At 71.3% G+C, this 15,283-nt stretch carries 14 protein-coding genes; 10 read left to right on the plus strand and 4 right to left on the minus strand.

Annotation, left to right across the window (positions count from 1 at the left end; all coding sequences use genetic code 11):
* Nucleotides 1–208: 208 nt before the first annotated feature.
* Both D458_RS0119765 and D458_RS0119770 read left to right on the plus strand, forming a co-directional pair.
* Nucleotides 209–1,477 (plus strand): MFS transporter, encoded by a 1,269-nt coding sequence (locus D458_RS0119765; protein WP_017588467.1) that lies wholly within the window; start codon nt 209–211, stop codon nt 1,475–1,477.
* Between the two features lie 477 nt (nt 1,478–1,954).
* Nucleotides 1,955–3,454 carry a SulP family inorganic anion transporter gene (locus D458_RS0119770; RefSeq protein WP_026119494.1) on the plus strand — a complete coding sequence of 500 codons (1,500 nt, stop codon included), beginning with the start codon at nt 1,955–1,957 and terminating at the stop codon, nt 3,452–3,454.
* Nucleotides 3,455–3,612: 158 nt separating this feature from the next.
* Here D458_RS0119770 and D458_RS0119775 read toward each other — a convergent pair whose 3' ends face one another.
* Together D458_RS0119775 and D458_RS0119780 are read right to left on the minus strand one after the other, a co-directional pair.
* Entirely contained in the window at nt 3,613–4,020 is a 408-nt protein-coding gene (locus D458_RS0119775) for a MerR family transcriptional regulator (protein ID WP_017588469.1), read from the minus strand.
* A gap of 137 nt (nt 4,021–4,157) precedes the next feature.
* Nucleotides 4,158–4,958: a cyclase family protein gene (locus tag D458_RS0119780; protein WP_017588470.1), complete on the minus strand. Its 801-nt coding sequence runs from the start codon at nt 4,956–4,958 to the stop codon at nt 4,158–4,160.
* Between the two features lie 313 nt (nt 4,959–5,271).
* Here D458_RS0119780 and D458_RS0119785 point away from each other — a divergent pair, with 313 nt between their 5' ends.
* From D458_RS0119785 to D458_RS0119810, 6 genes are all read left to right on the plus strand, one after another.
* Complete coding sequence (locus D458_RS0119785; protein WP_017588471.1) at nt 5,272–6,945, plus strand: glycoside hydrolase family 13 protein; 1,674 nt, start codon at nt 5,272–5,274, stop codon at nt 6,943–6,945.
* 184 nt (nt 6,946–7,129) lie between these two features.
* Entirely contained in the window at nt 7,130–8,281 is a 1,152-nt protein-coding gene (locus D458_RS0119790) for an FAD-dependent oxidoreductase (RefSeq protein ID WP_026119495.1), read from the plus strand.
* Nucleotides 8,282–8,512: 231 nt separating this feature from the next.
* Entirely contained in the window at nt 8,513–9,541 is a 1,029-nt protein-coding gene (locus tag D458_RS0119795) for an iron-siderophore ABC transporter substrate-binding protein (protein WP_017588473.1), read from the plus strand.
* Between the two features lie 20 nt (nt 9,542–9,561).
* A complete protein-coding gene (locus D458_RS0119800; RefSeq protein ID WP_017588474.1) occupies nt 9,562–10,578 on the plus strand; it encodes a FecCD family ABC transporter permease in 1,017 nt (338 codons plus the stop codon).
* A gap of 119 nt (nt 10,579–10,697) precedes the next feature.
* Entirely contained in the window at nt 10,698–11,708 is a 1,011-nt protein-coding gene (locus D458_RS0119805; RefSeq protein ID WP_083936382.1) for a FecCD family ABC transporter permease, read from the plus strand.
* A gap of 26 nt (nt 11,709–11,734) precedes the next feature.
* A complete protein-coding gene (locus tag D458_RS0119810; protein WP_017588476.1) occupies nt 11,735–12,538 on the plus strand; it encodes an ABC transporter ATP-binding protein in 804 nt (267 codons plus the stop codon).
* A gap of 97 nt (nt 12,539–12,635) precedes the next feature.
* Here D458_RS0119810 and D458_RS0119815 read toward each other — a convergent pair whose 3' ends face one another.
* On the minus strand, nt 12,636–13,232 hold the full coding sequence (locus D458_RS0119815; protein ID WP_239648010.1) for a GbsR/MarR family transcriptional regulator: 597 nt from the start codon (nt 13,230–13,232) through the stop codon (nt 12,636–12,638).
* Between the two features lie 37 nt (nt 13,233–13,269).
* Complete coding sequence (locus D458_RS0119820; RefSeq protein ID WP_017588478.1) at nt 13,270–13,866, minus strand: TetR/AcrR family transcriptional regulator; 597 nt, start codon at nt 13,864–13,866, stop codon at nt 13,270–13,272.
* 75 nt (nt 13,867–13,941) lie between these two features.
* On the opposite strand from D458_RS0119820, the gene D458_RS0119825 reads away from it, so the two are divergent.
* Both D458_RS0119825 and D458_RS0119830 read left to right on the plus strand, forming a co-directional pair.
* Nucleotides 13,942–14,358 carry a VOC family protein gene (locus D458_RS0119825; RefSeq protein ID WP_017588479.1) on the plus strand — a complete coding sequence of 139 codons (417 nt, stop codon included), beginning with the start codon at nt 13,942–13,944 and terminating at the stop codon, nt 14,356–14,358.
* A gap of 172 nt (nt 14,359–14,530) precedes the next feature.
* A complete protein-coding gene (locus D458_RS0119830; RefSeq protein ID WP_017588480.1) occupies nt 14,531–15,145 on the plus strand; it encodes a TetR/AcrR family transcriptional regulator in 615 nt (204 codons plus the stop codon).
* Nucleotides 15,146–15,283 lie beyond the last annotated feature (138 nt).

The raw sequence follows: 15,283 nt of genomic DNA on the forward strand, positions 1-15,283 counted from the left end.
CTGGTGCACAACAAGTGGCGGTTGCGGGTGATCGAGCGGGACCACCCGTCCCTGTTCATGGAGCCGTTGCTGGCCGGCGGCGTCGAGGAGGAGTACTAGCAAGGGCTCGACCGGTTCTGCTCCGAGCACCTGCGTGAACTCCCCGAAGACCTCTTCCACGACCTCATCCGATTCGTACCTCGAAGGAGCAACACTGTCCGGCGCACGTGTGGGTGAACTTCGGGCCGGGGGTGTCGCCGGAGGGCGCTCCACCCTGCGGATCGTGGCCGCGTCGGCTCTGGTCCTGGCCCTGAGCGGTCCGGGTCAGACCGCTGGTATCGCGGTCTTCGTCGACCACGTCATCACCGATCTGGATGTCGGCCGCTCCGCGGTCTCCCTGGCCTACATGGTCGGAACCCTGGGCGGAGCGCTCGCGCTCCCCTGGATCGGCCGTGCGGTGGACCGCTTCGGGGTCAGACGCGTCCTCGCGCTCGTGGCGCTCGGTTTCGGGGCCTTCCTCGTCCTGTTGGCCGGGGCGCAGGGACTCGTCGGGCTGACGGCCGGGTTCGTCGGGGTACGCGCCCTGGGCCAAGGCGGCATGACCATGATCGCGACCACCGCCGTCGCCCTTTCGGTGACGCGCAACCGCGGGGTGCTGCTGGGGTTGACGAGTTCGCTCGGCGCGGCCGGGATCTCGTTGTTCCCCCTGCTGGCGGAAGGGCTGATCACCGTACTGGGATGGCGGTACACCTTCATCGCCGAAGGGGTGCTGATCTGGGCGGTGGTCCTGCCCGTGGCCTGGTGGGGGCTGCGAGGGGTCCCCACCAGCGGTCGGCAGGCCGCCGCCTCCGACACGCAGCAGGGGGAGGGGGACGCTGACGCGTCGTGGCCGATCGGCGCGATCGTGCGGACCTCGATGTTCTGGGCGATGGCCGGAGCGATCGCGTGCAGCGGGCTGGTCTCCACCGCGGTGTTCTTCCACCAGATCTCCGTGTTGGGAGAGCAGGGACTCTCACCCGTCCAGGCCGCGGCCAATTTCCTTCCCCAGACTTGCGCGGGGCTCGGCTCGGCGCTGCTGTTCGGTTTCGCGGTCGACCGTTTCTCGCCCAAGATCTTGCTGAGCGTGGCGATGGCCCTGCACGCGGGGGCTCTGGTGTTGCTGCCGTGGGTGGCGGCCGGCCCCGGCGCGCTGGTGTACGGGATCGCTTTGGGCGCGGCGGCCTCCGGGGCCCGCGCGGTGGAGAGCGCCGCGCTGCCCTTCTACTTCGGCACGGCCACGCTGGGAACCCTGCGCGGGTTGACGCAGTCCGTGGCCGTGGCCTCCACCGCGGTCGGCCCGATCCTGCTCTCCCTGGCCTACCAGTGGGCCGGTTCCTACCGCCCCGGGGTGCTGGGCCTGGCCCTGCTGTGTGCCCTGGTGGCGGTGGCGGTGTGTTTCGCCCGGCGCCCACGACGCAGCGATGCGCACGGGCACGCGCGTGCCGCGGCGGGTGAATGACCGGCGGTGATTCACCCGTCCGGTCCGAGAGCGCCGTGCGTCCCGGTTGCCCGGATGATCCCCTGGTGTGAATGTCCCAGGCCTCGTATCAAAAAGTCACTTTGTGTTATGGGGACAGAAACGAGCCTTTTACCGTAAAACTCTGCTTCCAAGTGGGAAAACACAGCAGAAGTCGACCGTGTGAGAGTTGTCTCAGTCGCCCTGCGTGACTCGAACCCTTACGTAAGCGTAAGGTTGCTTCAGGTCGGTCACGCGCACACCCACGCGGATCACCGCGCACTTCCCGGTCGGCCCCACGGGCGCGATCGGGCACGCGGCGACGAAGCCGCGCTCCGGGGCGCCCGCCGGGCGCCGCACCGGAACCCCTAGCGGTCAGCCGCCGCCGACTCCCGGAGCCGGCGGACACGGCCCCCGCGCGCCGTCGCCGAACACCAGACGTGAACAACGCGGCCCCGAACCGTGGGCTGCCCGACCCAGATGGGTTCCATGAATCTGCCTGTGAAGACCCCTCGGTCTTTGATGTCCAAAATGCCCAGCGGCGCTCAGCTGCGCGCCGACACCATGGCGGGGCTCGTCGTCGCCCTGGCGCTGATCCCCGAAGCCATCGCGTTCTCCCTGATCGCCGGGGTCGACCCCCGCGTGGGCCTGTACGCCTCCTTCATCATGGCCGTGTCCATCGCCTTCCTCGGCGGGCGCCCGGCGATGATCTCCGCCGCCACCGGCGCGATGGCCCTGGTGGCAGCGCCCCTGTCCATCGAGTACGGGGTCGACTACCTGATCGCGGCCACCATCATGGCCGGCCTGATCCAGGTGGCCCTGGGCCTGCTCGGGGTGGCCAAGCTGATGCGGTTCGTCCCGCCCAGCGTGATGACCGGGTTCATCAACGCCCTGGCCATCCTCATCTTCCTGGCCCAGCTGCCGCACCTGGCCGGGGTCGGGGTACCCATCTACGCGATGGTCGCCATCGGCCTGGTCATCATCTTCGGCCTGCCGCTGATCACCAAGGCCGTTCCCTCTCCGCTGGTGGCCATCGTGGTCCTCACCGTGGGCGCCCTGGCGATGGGCGTCCCCGCCCGCACCGTCGGTGACATGGGCGAGCTGCCCGACACCTTCCCGGTCCCGCTGATCCCCGACGTCCCGGTCAACCTCGAGACCCTGACGCTGATCCTGCCCTACGCGATCACGCTGGCCCTGGTGGGGCTCATGGAGTCGCTGATGACCGCCAAGGTCGTCGACGACCAGACCGAGACCTCCTCCGACCACGCCCGCGAGGCCCGCGGCCAGGGCATCGCCAACGTGCTGGTCGGCTTCTTCGGCGGGATGGCCGGCTGCGCGATGATCGGCCAGACCATGATCAACGTCAAGTCCGGCGCCCGTACCCGGGTCTCGACCTTCCTGGCCGGGGTGTTCCTGCTCATCCTGTGCGTGGGACTGGGCGACATCGTCGGGATGATCCCGATCGCCGCGCTGGTGGCGGTCATGTTCTTCGTCGCGATCGTGACCTTCGACTGGCACAGCATCGCCCCCAAGACGGTCAGGCGCATGCCCTGGACCGAGACCGTGGTCATGGTCGTCACCGTCGTCGTGGTGGTCTGGACCCACAACCTGGCGCTGGGTGTGATCGTGGGCGTGATCGTGTCCATGGTGCTCTTCGCCCGCAAGGCCGCGATGCAGGCCGACGTCACCAGCGTCCTGGACCCCGAGGGCGGCACCCGCGTCTACTCGGTCAACGGTGAGGTCTTCTTCGCCTCCACCGGTGAGCTGGTCCAGCGCTTCGACTACGCCGAGCAGGGGCTGAGCAAGGTCGTGGTGGACATGTCGGGGGCCCACGTGTGGGACTCCTCGGCCGTGGCCGCCCTGGACCAGGTCACCGAGCACTTCCGCAGGCACGACGTGGAGGTGGAGATCACCGGTCTGAACGAGCCCAGCGAGCGCCTGCACAAGGAGCTGACGGGCAACCTGGTGGGCGGTCACTGACCCGCAGCACCTACCCGTGGACGGGGCCGCCGGAGATCCTCCGGCGGCCCCGCCGCTGTCCCCGGTCGGAGGTCCTTCGCGGAGCTCGGGCAACAGCTGGCCGACCGGATCGCGGAGCCCGGTGAGAGGCGCTCGCTTCGCGCTTCAGGTGCCCGCCCTCACCTGGCGGTGTTGGTCCGTGACCGCTCCGTGCGCAGGCGATCACCGAACTCCTCGGCCATCGACAGCTGTTTGCGCAGGGTCTGGCAGCGTTCGGTGATCGACTCCTCGAACCCGTCCAGAACGGCGCTGAGCTCCTCCTTCTTGCGAGGGCTGGTCTCGGGCGCGTTCAACAGGTCGAGGGTCTCCAGGAGTTCGCGGGTCTCGTCCAGGCTGAAGTCCAGCGGCTTCATGCGCTTGATCAGCTGGAGGCGGTCCACGGCCTCCTCGGTGTAGAGGCGGAAACCTCCCCGGGAGCGCGCCGAGGGCTCGACCAGACCGACCTCTCCGTAGTAGCGGATGGTCCGCAGAGACAGCCCGGTCCGCTCAGCGACCTCGCCGATCTGCATGTGCCTCGTGCCGGACATCGCCCTACGCCCCTCATCCTCGAATCCGCGTCAACGGTGGACCCGGTCTCGCCGAACCGGTTCCCGCAGTGTGCAACAGTAGCGTGCCCACACGTCAGGCCGGTGACCGGCGAAGAGAGGGCGCTCCGCCAGCCGGATCACCACAGGGCGAGGACCCGGCTCGGGCCGCCCGAGGCGTCCAGGCCGGGCAGTACCCCCACGGTGATCACCGCTCCGCTCGGCGGCAGCTGCTCCAGGCCGGTCAGCGCCTCCAGCCCCCACCGGTCGGCGCGTCCCACCACCTCGTGGGCGGGGAACTCGGTGGAGTTCCCGGGATCGGTGCTCAGGGTGTCCACGCCGGTCCCGGCGATCGCGCGCCGGGAGACCAGGAATTCACAGGCGTCGGGAGAGAAGCCGGGGAAGTGCCACGACCCGTCCTCGGCCACGCCCCGGACCCGTTCGTCGCCCTCCGCCCAGCGCGAGCTCCAGCCCGAGCACATCAGGACCGCGGCTCCGGCGGGGACAGGGCCGTGGGCCCGCTCGAAGGCGTGGATGTCGTCCACGGTCACCGTGGTGTCGGGGTCCTCGGCGGCCCTGGCGCGGATGTCGATCACGGCGGCCGGAGCGACGAGTTCACCCGGGTCGATGTCGGGCACCAGCCGCCCGCCGCCGATCACGTGCCCCGGGGCGTCCAGGTGGGTGCCGGTGTGCTCGGACATGCTCCACCGCTGCACGTAGAACCCGAACTCCCCCTCGGCCGCAGGCGGTGCGAGCGTCTCCCGGACCGGTTTGTCCTCGTCCCAGGACGGCATGCCGGGGGAGAGGGTGTGGCTCAGGTCGGCCACCCGCCGGAACCCCTTCGGCCAGGGGCGGGGGGCGGTCGGCGGGGCCGGCGGGCCGGAGGGCGCGGCACCGTCGGCTCGGGCCCTCACGGTCTCACCGGTTCCGTGCAAGCACATGGCGTCCCCTTCGTCTCGTGCGTCCCCGGGGATGTGCCCGCGGGAACGGCCGGGGCAAGCCTTCCAGAATCCCGCCCTCCGGGGCCAGCCCGCTCCGCTTCCGGTCGGACCGCTCCGTCACGCCTCCCCGCGGGCCGGTCGTGCCGTCCCACCGGTTCGGTTGGCGACAGAGGGGTACCGAGTCATGGCGGGATCCCGGCGGAGCCGAGGCGGGAGCGACCCGAAGCCCGCCGATGACGCCGCGGTTCCCCTCCCCAAGCAGTCACCGGAGCCGATTGAATGGTGCTCCCGACCCCGAGTGGAGAAGGAAACCATGCCTGAACCCAGTGCCGACTGGTGGAAGTCCAGCGTCGTCTACCAGATCTATCCGAGCAGCTTCAACGACAGCGACGGCGACGGTGTCGGTGACCTGCCGGGGATCATCGAGAAACTGGACTACCTGAAACTCCTCGGCGTGGACGTGGTGTGGCTGTCGCCGGTCTACCCCTCGCCGTGGGACGACAACGGCTACGACATCAGCGACTACACCGGCATCGACCCCCGGTTCGGGACCCTGGAGGACTGGGACCGGCTCCGGGACGGATTGCACGAGCGCGGTATGCGCCTGGTGATGGACCTGGTGGTCAACCACACCAGCGACCGGCACCCCTGGTTCACCGCCTCCCGTGAGGGCGACGAGGACAAGCGCGACTTCTACTTCTGGCGCCCCGGTCGCGACGGCGGCCCGCCCAACAACTGGGGTTCGGTGTTCTCCGGCCCCGCCTGGACCTATGACGAGGGCCGGGGCGAGTACTACCTCCACCTGTTCAGCCCCTCCCAGCCCGACCTGAACTGGGAGAACCCGCGGGTGCGCGCGGCCGTGCACGAGGTCGCCCTGTGGTGGCTGGCCCGGGGCGCGGACGGGTTCCGGATGGACGTCATCAACTTCGTGTCCAAGAACCCCAAGTTCCCGGACGGGCCGGTGGCCGGCGACTACGGGATCTTCGCCGAGCACGCGATCAACGGCCCCCGCCTGCACGAGTTCCTGCACGAGATGCACGAGACGGTCTTCACCGGGCGCGACGTGCTCGCCGTGGGGGAGATGCCCGGGGTGAGCGTGGAGCAGGCGCGTATCCACACCAACCCGGTCAACCGCGAGCTCGACATGGTGTTCCAGTTCGAGCACGTGGACCTGGACCACGGGCCGGGCGGCAAGTTCGACCCCCAGCCCCTGGACCTGGTCCGGCTCAAGGCCTCGCTCAACCGCTGGCAGGTGGGGCTCAACGACCGGGGCTGGAACAGCCTCTACCTGAACAACCACGACCAGCCGCGCGTGGTCTCGCGGTTCGGTGACGACGGCCGCTACCGGGTGGAGTCGGCGACCGCGATCGCCACCACGCTGCACATGATGCAGGGCACCCCGTACGTCTACCAGGGCGAGGAACTGGGCATGACCAACGCCCACATGGACGACATCGCCGACTACCGCGACCTGGAGACCCTCAACTACCACCGCACCATGGTGGAGACCGGCAAGGTCGACGAGAAGACGGCCATGGCGGGGATCGCCCGGATGAGCCGGGACAACGCGCGCACCCCCGTGCAGTGGACGGCCGGTGAGAACGCCGGGTTCACCACCGGGACACCGTGGATCGGGGTCAACCCCAACCACGTCGGGATCAACGCCGAGGCCGCCGTCGCCGATCAGGGGTCGGTCTTCCACTACTACCGGCGCCTGATCGCGCTCCGCAAGAAGTACCCGGTCATCGTGCACGGCCTCTTCAGCCCGCTGCTGGAGGAGGACCCGCGGGTCTACGCCTACACCCGCAAGCTGAACGGCCAGGTGCTGCTGGTGCTGGCCAACTGGAGCGGGCACAGCGCGGAGGCGGAGCTGCCGGAGGAGTTGGCGGAGGCCGACGCGGTACTGCTCCTGGGCAACCTCCCCGACCCCGGGCCGGCCAAGGCCCCGCTGCGCCCCTGGGAGGCCCGCGTCCACCTGATCCGCTGACCGCGCTTCCGCCGAGCAGAGCCCGCCCCGGGACACTCCCGGGGCGGGCTCCTTGCGTCCGTGCCCGTACCGGGCCGCCGAAGCGGATCCGCCGGCCCGACGGGCCGCCCGGCCGACCCCCGGTCCGTTATGTTCGGTCTGTCAGTAACGTGCAGACAGCCGAACGTTCAGGGGTGCCTCTTTGATGCGTGTCGTCATCGTCGGAGCTGGAGTGGGCGGGCTGGCTCTGGCCCGCGGCCTCAGCGACCAGGGCCATGAGGTCGAGGTCCACGAGCGCTCACCCGAGCCGCGGGAAGGCGGGGCCGGACTCGGCCTCCACTCCAACGGCACCGCCGCACTCAAGGCCCTGGGGGTGGACCTCGGCGGGATCGGCCGCCGCATCGACGGGCTGGAGAACCGCGCCCCCTCCGGGCGGGTGCGCTACACCCTCGACGTGGACGCGGTCCGCGACCACTACGGCTTCGAGTGCCGCACCGTGCCCAGGCGCGAGCTCCTCGAACTCATCGCCGCCGGGCTGCCCGAGGGCACGGTGCGCTACGGGCGGATCTGCACCCGGGTCCGGGTCAACCCCGACGGCACCGTGAGCGCGCTCTTCGGTGACGGCAGCAGCGCCACGGGCGACGTCGTGGTCGGCGCCGACGGGATCCGCTCGGCGGCCCGGCGCGACCTGTGGGACGGCGACCCCGCCCGCCCGACCGGGTGGGCCAGCTGGCAGGCGCTCACCCCGGTGCCCGTCGGCCTGGCCGCGGGCACCGTCGCGGCCGTCGTCCAGGGGCGGCAGGGCATGTGCGGGATCATGCCCGCCGGGGACGGTCTCGTGCAGTGGTGGTTCGACGTGCGCTGGCGTCCGGACATCCCCCGCCCCGCGTCCCCGGTGGGCGTGCTGCGCAGGTTGTTCGGCGACTGGACCGACCCGGACGTGCGCACGGTACTGCAACACGCGAAGGACGAGGACCTCGGACTGTTCGAACACGTCCGCCACCGGGTGCCCAAGGTCTGGGGCAAGGGCGGTGCGACCCTGCTGGGCGACGCCGCCCACTCCTTTCCCCCGTTCACGGCGCAGGGCGCGGACCAGGCCCTGGAGGACGCGTGGGCGCTGAGCCTGGCGCTCTCCGACGAGGGGGCCGAGGCGGATCCGGCGGCCGCGCTGCGCCGGTACGAGTCCGCGCGCCGCGGGCCCGCGGCCCTGGCGGCCCTGGCCTCGGGGACGGAGGCGGCCACGCGCTTCTCGCCGCCCCGGTTCCTGGGAAAGGACCGGGTCAGCGCCCTTGCCACTCGCCAGTACGTCGGTTACCTGGGCCGGGTCAGCAACATCCTCACCGACCGCCGCCCCTGAGAGCCGCCCGGCCGGACCGGGGCCGACAGTCGTCGGCCCCGGGTTCAGATTTTTTGAAATAGCCTCAAGTGAGGTTAGACTAACCTTCGTTGATGTCGGGGTCCTCCCGTTTTGTTGGTTCTTTCGTGCTGCCCTCATCCGAGGGCTCTCCCCTGCACGAAACCGGCCCGCCGCGCGTTCCCGCCCGTCGGGCCTACGTGGCCGCACCCCGTGACGAAGAAAGCAGCGAGCATGCACTCCACCCTGCGCCGTGTCGGCGGTATCGGACTCACCACGACCCTCGCCCTCGGCCTGGCCGCCTGCGGCCCCGACGCCGGGGACACCTCCTCCTCGGGCGACGGCGCCGACGGCGCCTTCCCCGTCAGCATCGAGAGCGCCCTCGGCACCGCCGAGATCCCCGAGCGCCCCGAACGCGTGGTCACCCTCGGCCAGGGCTCCGCCGAGACCGCCATCGCCCTGGGCACCGTGCCCGTCGGTATCGAGAGCTACGAGTGGGGCAGCGACGACACCGGCTACCTGCCCTGGATCCACGAGGCCGTCACCGAGGCGGGGGAGGAGCTCCCCGAGCAGTTCGCCGGAGCCGACGACATCGACTTCGAGGCGATCATCGAACTCGCCCCCGACGTCATCCTCGCCCCCTGGTCCGGGGTGACCCAGGAGCAGTACGACATCCTCACCGACATCGCCCCCACCGTCGCCTACCCCGACCTGGCGTGGAGCACCGACTGGGACGAGCAGATCGAGATCATCGGCCAGGCGCTCGGCCAGCCCGAGGAGGCCGAGGAGCTCATCGGCGAGATCGAGGGGCGCTTCGAGGACGCGGCGGCCGAGAACCCCGGGTTCGCCGACCTCACCTTCTCCTACGTCTACACCGACGGCCCCGGCACGCTCGGCGTCTTCCTGCCCGACGAGCAGCGCGTGGCCATGGTGCGCGGCCTGGGCCTGCAGGTCGACCCGGTCGTGGAGACCTTCCCCGAGACCGAGGGCACCGACTCCGCCCTGGTGGGCCTGGAGAACGCCGACCAGTTCGGCGACAGCGACCTCATCTTCACGTTCTACACCGACCCCGAGACCCGCGCCGAGATCGAGTCCCAGGACCTGTACGGCTCCATCCCCGCCATCGAGCGCGGCTCCGTGGTCACCAGTGACGACAACTCCTTCGTCACTGCGTCCTCGCTGATCAACCCGCTCACGGTCCCCTGGGTCATCGACCGCTACGTGCCCCTCATCGAAGAGGCCGCCCAGACCCTGGACGACTGACCCACCACGGCAAGGCGATCGTGAAGACACACACGGTGCCGCCGAAGGCCGGGCCCGCCCGCGCCGCGCTCGTACTGGGCGTCGGCGCGGCGGCCCTGGCCGGGGCGGTCCTGCTCAGCCTCGTCGCGGGCAGCAAACCCACCTCGCCGGTCGAGGTGTGGCAGGTGCTGTTCGGCGAAGCGGACCCGTTCACCGCCACGGTGGTGGAGAGCCGCGTGCCCCGCACCCTCCTCGGTGTCGTGGCCGGGGCCGCGCTGGCCCTGGCCGGAACCCTCATGCAGGGTGTCACCCGCAACCCGCTGGCCGACCCCGGCCTGCTCGGTGTCAACGCCGGCGCGGCCGCGGCCGTGGTCACCGCCACGGCCCTGCTCGGCCCCTCCTCGACCGCAGCCACCGTCTGGTGGGCGCTGCCCGGTGCCCTGGTCGCCGGTCTGGCCGCCTATACGGTGGGCACACGCGGCGGCGACGGCGGCCTGGTTCGCCTGGTCCTGGCCGGGGCCGTGGTCTCGGCGGTACTCATGGCCTACGTGCAGGCCGTCTCGCTGAGCATGCCCGACGTCTTCGACAGCTACCGCTACTGGGTCGTGGGCTCCCTGGCCGGGCGCGGGTACGACGTCGTCCTCTCGGTCCTGCCCGTCATCGGTCTGGGCGTGCTCATGGCGCTGCTGGTCATGGGCTCACTCAACTCCCTGGCCCTGGGCGAGGAAGCAGCCGTGGCCACCGGGGCCAACGTCTTCCTGGCGCGCTCGGGTGGGCTGGTCGCGGGCACCCTGCTGGCCGCCGGGGCCACCGCCGCTGCCGGCCCCATCGCCTTCGTCGGCCTGGCCGTCCCGCACGTGGTGCGCGGCATGGTGGGGGTGGACTTCCGTCTCCAGGTGCCCTTCGCCCTGCTGGCCGGACCCACCCTGCTGCTGGTCGCCGACGTGGTGGGCCGTACCGTGGCCCGCCCCATGGAGCTCATGGTCGGTGTGGTCACAGCCTTCGTGGGCGCTCCCGTCCTGCTGTACGTGGTCCGGAAGATGAAGGCGAGTTCTTGAACCACCAGACCCGAACCCCTCCGGCTGAACGGGGCCGGCCGTCACCCGGGCCGAGCCCCGAACAGCCCTCGGAACCCGCACCCGGGCCGGTGCCGCGGCCCTCCGGGCCCGTCCTGCGCATGGGCCGCCACATCGCCCTCCCGGTCCACCCGCGTTCGCTCGTGGTCGGCGCTCTGCTGCTGGTGCTCCTGCTGGCCGCGGCCGCCGCCACCCTGAGCCTGGGCCGCCTCGGTGTCCCCCTCACCCAGCTGCCCGCCGTCCTGTCCGGCCGGGGCGAGGCCACCCACCTGTTCGCCCTCGAACGGCTGCGCGGCCCCCGGCTCACCGTCGCCGTGGGGACCGGGGTCGCCCTGGGCCTGGCGGGCGCGCTCTTCCAGTCCGTGACCCGCAACCCGTTGGGCAGCCCCGACGTGATCGGGCTCAACGCGGGCGCCGGAGCCGGTGCGGCCCTGGCCGCGCTCATGCTGCCGGGTGTCGTCCCCGTGCCGCTGGGCGCCCTGGCCGGGGCCGTCCTGGCCATCGCGGTCGTGGCCGCGGCGACCGGAACCGGGCTGCGCAACCCCGGGCGGCTGATCGTCGCGGGGATCGGCGTGGCCGCCATGGCCCAGGCCTTCACCCAGTTCGTGGTCTCCGTGATGGCCAGGGACCAGGCCGGCATCCTCTCCTCCTACCTCAACGGCAGCCTGGGCGCCCGTTCCTGGGACCACGCCGCCACGATCTGGCTCACCCTGCTGCTGTCGGTGCCGTTCGTCCTCGCCCTGGCCGGGCCGATCACCGTCAACGAGATGGGCGACGAGCTCGCCGACTCCCTCGGCGCCCGTGCCTCGGCCAGCCGCACCGCGGCGGTGGCGCTCTCGGTGGTCCTGTCCGCCGCCGCGGTGAGCGTGGCCGGGCCGATCGCCTTCGTCTCCCTCACCGCCCCGCAGATCGCCCGCAGGCTGAGCGCGGCGACCGGCCCCAACCTGGTGCTGTCCGGCCTGACGGGGGCGCTTCTGCTGGTCGTGGCCGACCTGGCCGTCCAGCACTCGCCGATCGGCGATGGCCTTCCGGTCGGGGTCTTCACCCTGGCCATCGGCGGCGTCTACCTGGGTTACCTGCTCATCCGTGAATGGCGAAAGGGAAAACTGTGAGCAGTCAGAGCACACCGGCCGCTCCCGTGCTGACCGCGGAGGGCCTCACCCTCGGCTACGGTGCCGACCCGGTCGTGCGCGACCTGGACCTGACCGTCGCCCAGGGCGAGTTCACCGTCATCGTGGGGCCCAACGGCTGCGGAAAGTCCACCCTGCTCAAGGCGCTGGGCCGGGTGAACAAGCCCGAGTCCGGGCGCGTGCTCCTGCACGGCCGCGACGTGCGCTCCCAGCGCCCCAAGGCGGTCGCCCGCCAGCTCGCGCTGCTCCCGCAGAGCCCCCTCGCCCCCGAGGGCATCACCGTCCGCGCCCTGGCGGCGCGCGGCCGCTTCCCCCACCACACCATGCTGCGGCAGTGGAGTCCGGAGGACGAGACGGCCATCGCCGCGGCACTGGAACTCACCGGGCTCACCGCCCTGGCCGACGTCCAGGTCGGTTCGCTCTCCGGGGGCCAACGCCAGCGCGCCTGGGTGGCGATGGTCCTGGCCCAGGACAGTGCGACCCTGCTGCTGGACGAGCCCACCACCTACCTGGACATCGCCCACCAGTACGACCTGCTGGAGCTCTTCGCCGACCTGCACCGGCGCGGCCGCACCGTCGTCGCGGTCCTGCACGACCTCGCCCAGGCGGCCCGGTTCGCCACCCGCCTGGTGATGATGGACGGGGGAGCGGTGGTCGCCGACGGCACGCCCGAGGAGGTCGTGACGGCCGAGCGCGTGGGGTCGGTGTTCGGACTGGCCTGCGACGTGGTTCCCGATCCCCGGACCGGGACCCCGCTGGTCGTCCCGCACGAGCGCGCGGTCCCCGCGACGATCGCGGAGGCGAAGCGCTGAACGGGTCCGGGGCGGTCGGCCGGTCGCCCCGTGAGGGCGAGGGCCGGCGTGCGCCGCGGGGGTGCTCCTCGGCGGCTGGGCGCGTGCGCCTGCGCCACTAGCCCTCCGTGTACGGGTTCCAGGCTCCGGATCCCTTGCCCCGCAGGGCTCGGAGCTCCGTACCGGTCCCCCTGCCCCGTTCGGCCTTGTACTCCTCCCAGCGCTCCAGGAGGACGTCGTGGTAGCCGTCCAGCCAGGTCATGTAGTCGTACATGTTGCGCAGCCGGTTGCGGGAGGACTCACCGAGGTCGGGGAGGCGTTCCAGGGCGGAGGCGGCGAGGTCGCGCTGCTGGCGCAGGTAGGAGCGCTCGTTGCGCAGGAACCCGCCCCACACGTCCTCGTCCATGCTGATCAGCCGCGAGCGGCTCTCGGGATCCTCGACCAGGGTCACGAACCCCAGCTCGCGCAGGCGGCGCACCGACTGTGAGACCGAGCCCCGGCTGACCCGGGCGCCCTCGGCGACCTCCTCGGCGCTGACCGCGTCCCGGTCGGCCACGAGCAGGAAGCCCACGATGCGCCCCTCGGTCTTGGGGCGGCCCTGGGACTGCCAGTACGCGGCGAAACGCCCGACGAAGTCGTCACGGAACTCCTCCGTGTCGTCCCTGTCCACCACACCCGCGTCCAACGCCCGTTCCCCCTGTGCCCCCTGCGCCATGCAGGCCACGATATCGCCCGTGGCGACGGGACGGCCGTCAGTTGTCGCGCAGCGACTCCAGCAGGCGGGACAGTGCCGACCACACGTCCTCCAGGTCCTGTTCGCCTCCCGAGTCGGCCAGCCACAGCGCGGCCTCGTTCATGGCGCCCGAGAGCAGGTTGGCCAGGGGAGCGACCGGTTGCGGGGCGAGGATCCCCGCGTCGACCAGTGAAGCGAGCGCTTCGCGCAGGTGGTGGGCGGAGGAGGCCTCGTCGAGTGCGCGCCACTCGCGCCAGCCGAGCACGGCCGGGCCGTCCACCAGCATGATCCGGCGCACGTCCGGGGCGGTACTGGCGGTGAGGAAGGCGCGGCACCCGGAGGTCAGCTGCTCCCAGGGGTCCGTGTGGGCGTCGGCGGCCCCGGCCACCGACGCGCCCACCTCCTGCTGGACCTCTTCCAGGACGGCTCGGAACAGGGCGGCCTTGCCGTCGAAGTGGTGGTAGAGCGCGCCCTTGGTGACCTCCGCCGCGGCGACGATCCCGGCCAGGCCCACCTGGCCGTATCCGTGCTCGGCGAAGAGGCGGCGCCCCTGCCGGATCAGGGTCCGCCTGGTGCGGGCCCTCTGTTCGGCCCGGGTTCCGGTGTCCTTGGGCAACGGTCCTCCTCTTGACATACCGAAAGTATGTGAATAGCGTAACTCGACATACCGTTGGTATGTGAAAGGTGTGTCGTGAACATCAGCAGCTTCTATCCGGTCCTGTGCACTCCCCGCCTCCAGGAGAGCCGCGCCTTCTACACGGAATGGTTCGGCTTCGAGGACGCCTTCGTCAGCGACTGGTACGTCAGCCTGCGCCGCCCAGGGCCGCCCGACCTCGAACTCGGCCTGCTGGAGGCGGGCCATCCGACCCTGCCCGAGGGGTACCGGGCCCGTTCGGCCCAGGGAACGCTGCTCAACTTCGAGGTGGCCGACGCGGACGCCGCGTGGGAGCGCCTCGTCGTCGAGGGCGGGCTCGAACCCGTCCTCTCCCTGCGCAGTGAGGGCTTCGGGCAGCGGCACTTCATCGTGGCCGACCCCACCGGGGTCCTGGTCGACGTCATCACTCCGATCGCCCCCTCGGAGGAGTTCGCCGCCCAGTTCCTCGACTGAACGGGACCGGCCGAGCGGACACGGGTGAACGGGCCCGGCCGAACCGCCTCGGTCCGCCCCGTTTCCCCAGGATCTCCCACACGCGTGCACGAGGTACCAGCCGGTCGGTATGCTGGCTCGGTCGGGATTCGACCCGCCACCGGGGGACGGGGGCAACGAGGTGAGGCAGGACATGGCACGAGCACAGCGGACGGCCGAGACCGAAGCCGGGCGCGGATCCGTGCCCGAACGCCTGCTGGGGGCCGCCACGCGGCTCTTCGCCGAGCGCGGGTTCGAGAGCACGTCGGTGCAGGAGGTCGTGGCCGCCGCGGGTGTCACCAAGGGCGCCATGTACCACTACTTCGGCTCCAAGGACGACCTGCTCCACGAGGTCTACGCCCGCGTCCTGCGGATGCAGACCGACCACCTCGTCGAGATCTCCTCCCGTGAGGCCCCCGTCGCCGAACGCGTCCACGCCGCCGCCTCGGACGTGATCGTCACCAGCATCGCCAACATGGACGACACCAAGATCTTCTTCCGGTCCATGCACCAGCTCGCCCCGGAGAAGCAGCGCAGCGTGCGCGCCGAACGCCGCAGGTACCACGAGCTCTTCCGCGGCATGGTCGAGCAGGGCCAGAACGAGGGCGTCTTCCGCAAGGACGTGCCCGCCGACCTCGTCGTGGACTACTTCTTCGGCTCCGTGCACCACCTGGGCACCTGGTACCGGCGCGACGGCGAACTCACCGGCACCGACGTCGGCCGCCACTTCGCCGACCTGCTCCTCGCCGGCCTGCGCCCTCAGGACTGACCCGCTAGGGCCCGGGAACACGAACGAAGGGCCGGGGGCGCCCATCGTCCCCGGCCCTTCTGGTTCGTGCCGCTCACCCGGACCCGCCGCGCGACCGTGTTCCGCGTGCGTTCCGTCCCGCTGCGCGACAGCGCCTTC

This window comes from Nocardiopsis ganjiahuensis DSM 45031 (assembly GCF_000341085.1).
Lineage (GTDB): Bacteria > Actinomycetota > Actinomycetes > Streptosporangiales > Streptosporangiaceae > Nocardiopsis > Nocardiopsis ganjiahuensis.

Bases quoted from the DNA above. Each gene is read 5' to 3' on its own strand.
- D458_RS0119770 (WP_026119494.1), top strand. From the start codon at position 1,955: ATGGGTTCCATGAATCTGCCTGTGAAGACCCCTCGGTCTTTGATGTCC.
- D458_RS0119775 (WP_017588469.1), bottom strand. From the start codon at position 4,020: ATGTCCGGCACGAGGCACATGCAGATCGGCGAGGTCGCTGAGCGGACC.
- D458_RS0119780 (WP_017588470.1), bottom strand. From the start codon at position 4,958: ATGTGCTTGCACGGAACCGGTGAGACCGTGAGGGCCCGAGCCGACGGT.
- D458_RS0119785 (WP_017588471.1), top strand. From the start codon at position 5,272: ATGCCTGAACCCAGTGCCGACTGGTGGAAGTCCAGCGTCGTCTACCAG.
- D458_RS0119790 (WP_026119495.1), top strand. From the start codon at position 7,130: ATGCGTGTCGTCATCGTCGGAGCTGGAGTGGGCGGGCTGGCTCTGGCC.
- D458_RS0119795 (WP_017588473.1), top strand. From the start codon at position 8,513: ATGCACTCCACCCTGCGCCGTGTCGGCGGTATCGGACTCACCACGACC.
- D458_RS0119805 (WP_083936382.1), top strand. From the start codon at position 10,698: ATGGGCCGCCACATCGCCCTCCCGGTCCACCCGCGTTCGCTCGTGGTC.
- D458_RS0119815 (WP_239648010.1), bottom strand. From the start codon at position 13,232: ATGGCGCAGGGGGCACAGGGGGAACGGGCGTTGGACGCGGGTGTGGTG.
- D458_RS0119830 (WP_017588480.1), top strand. From the start codon at position 14,531: ATGGCACGAGCACAGCGGACGGCCGAGACCGAAGCCGGGCGCGGATCC.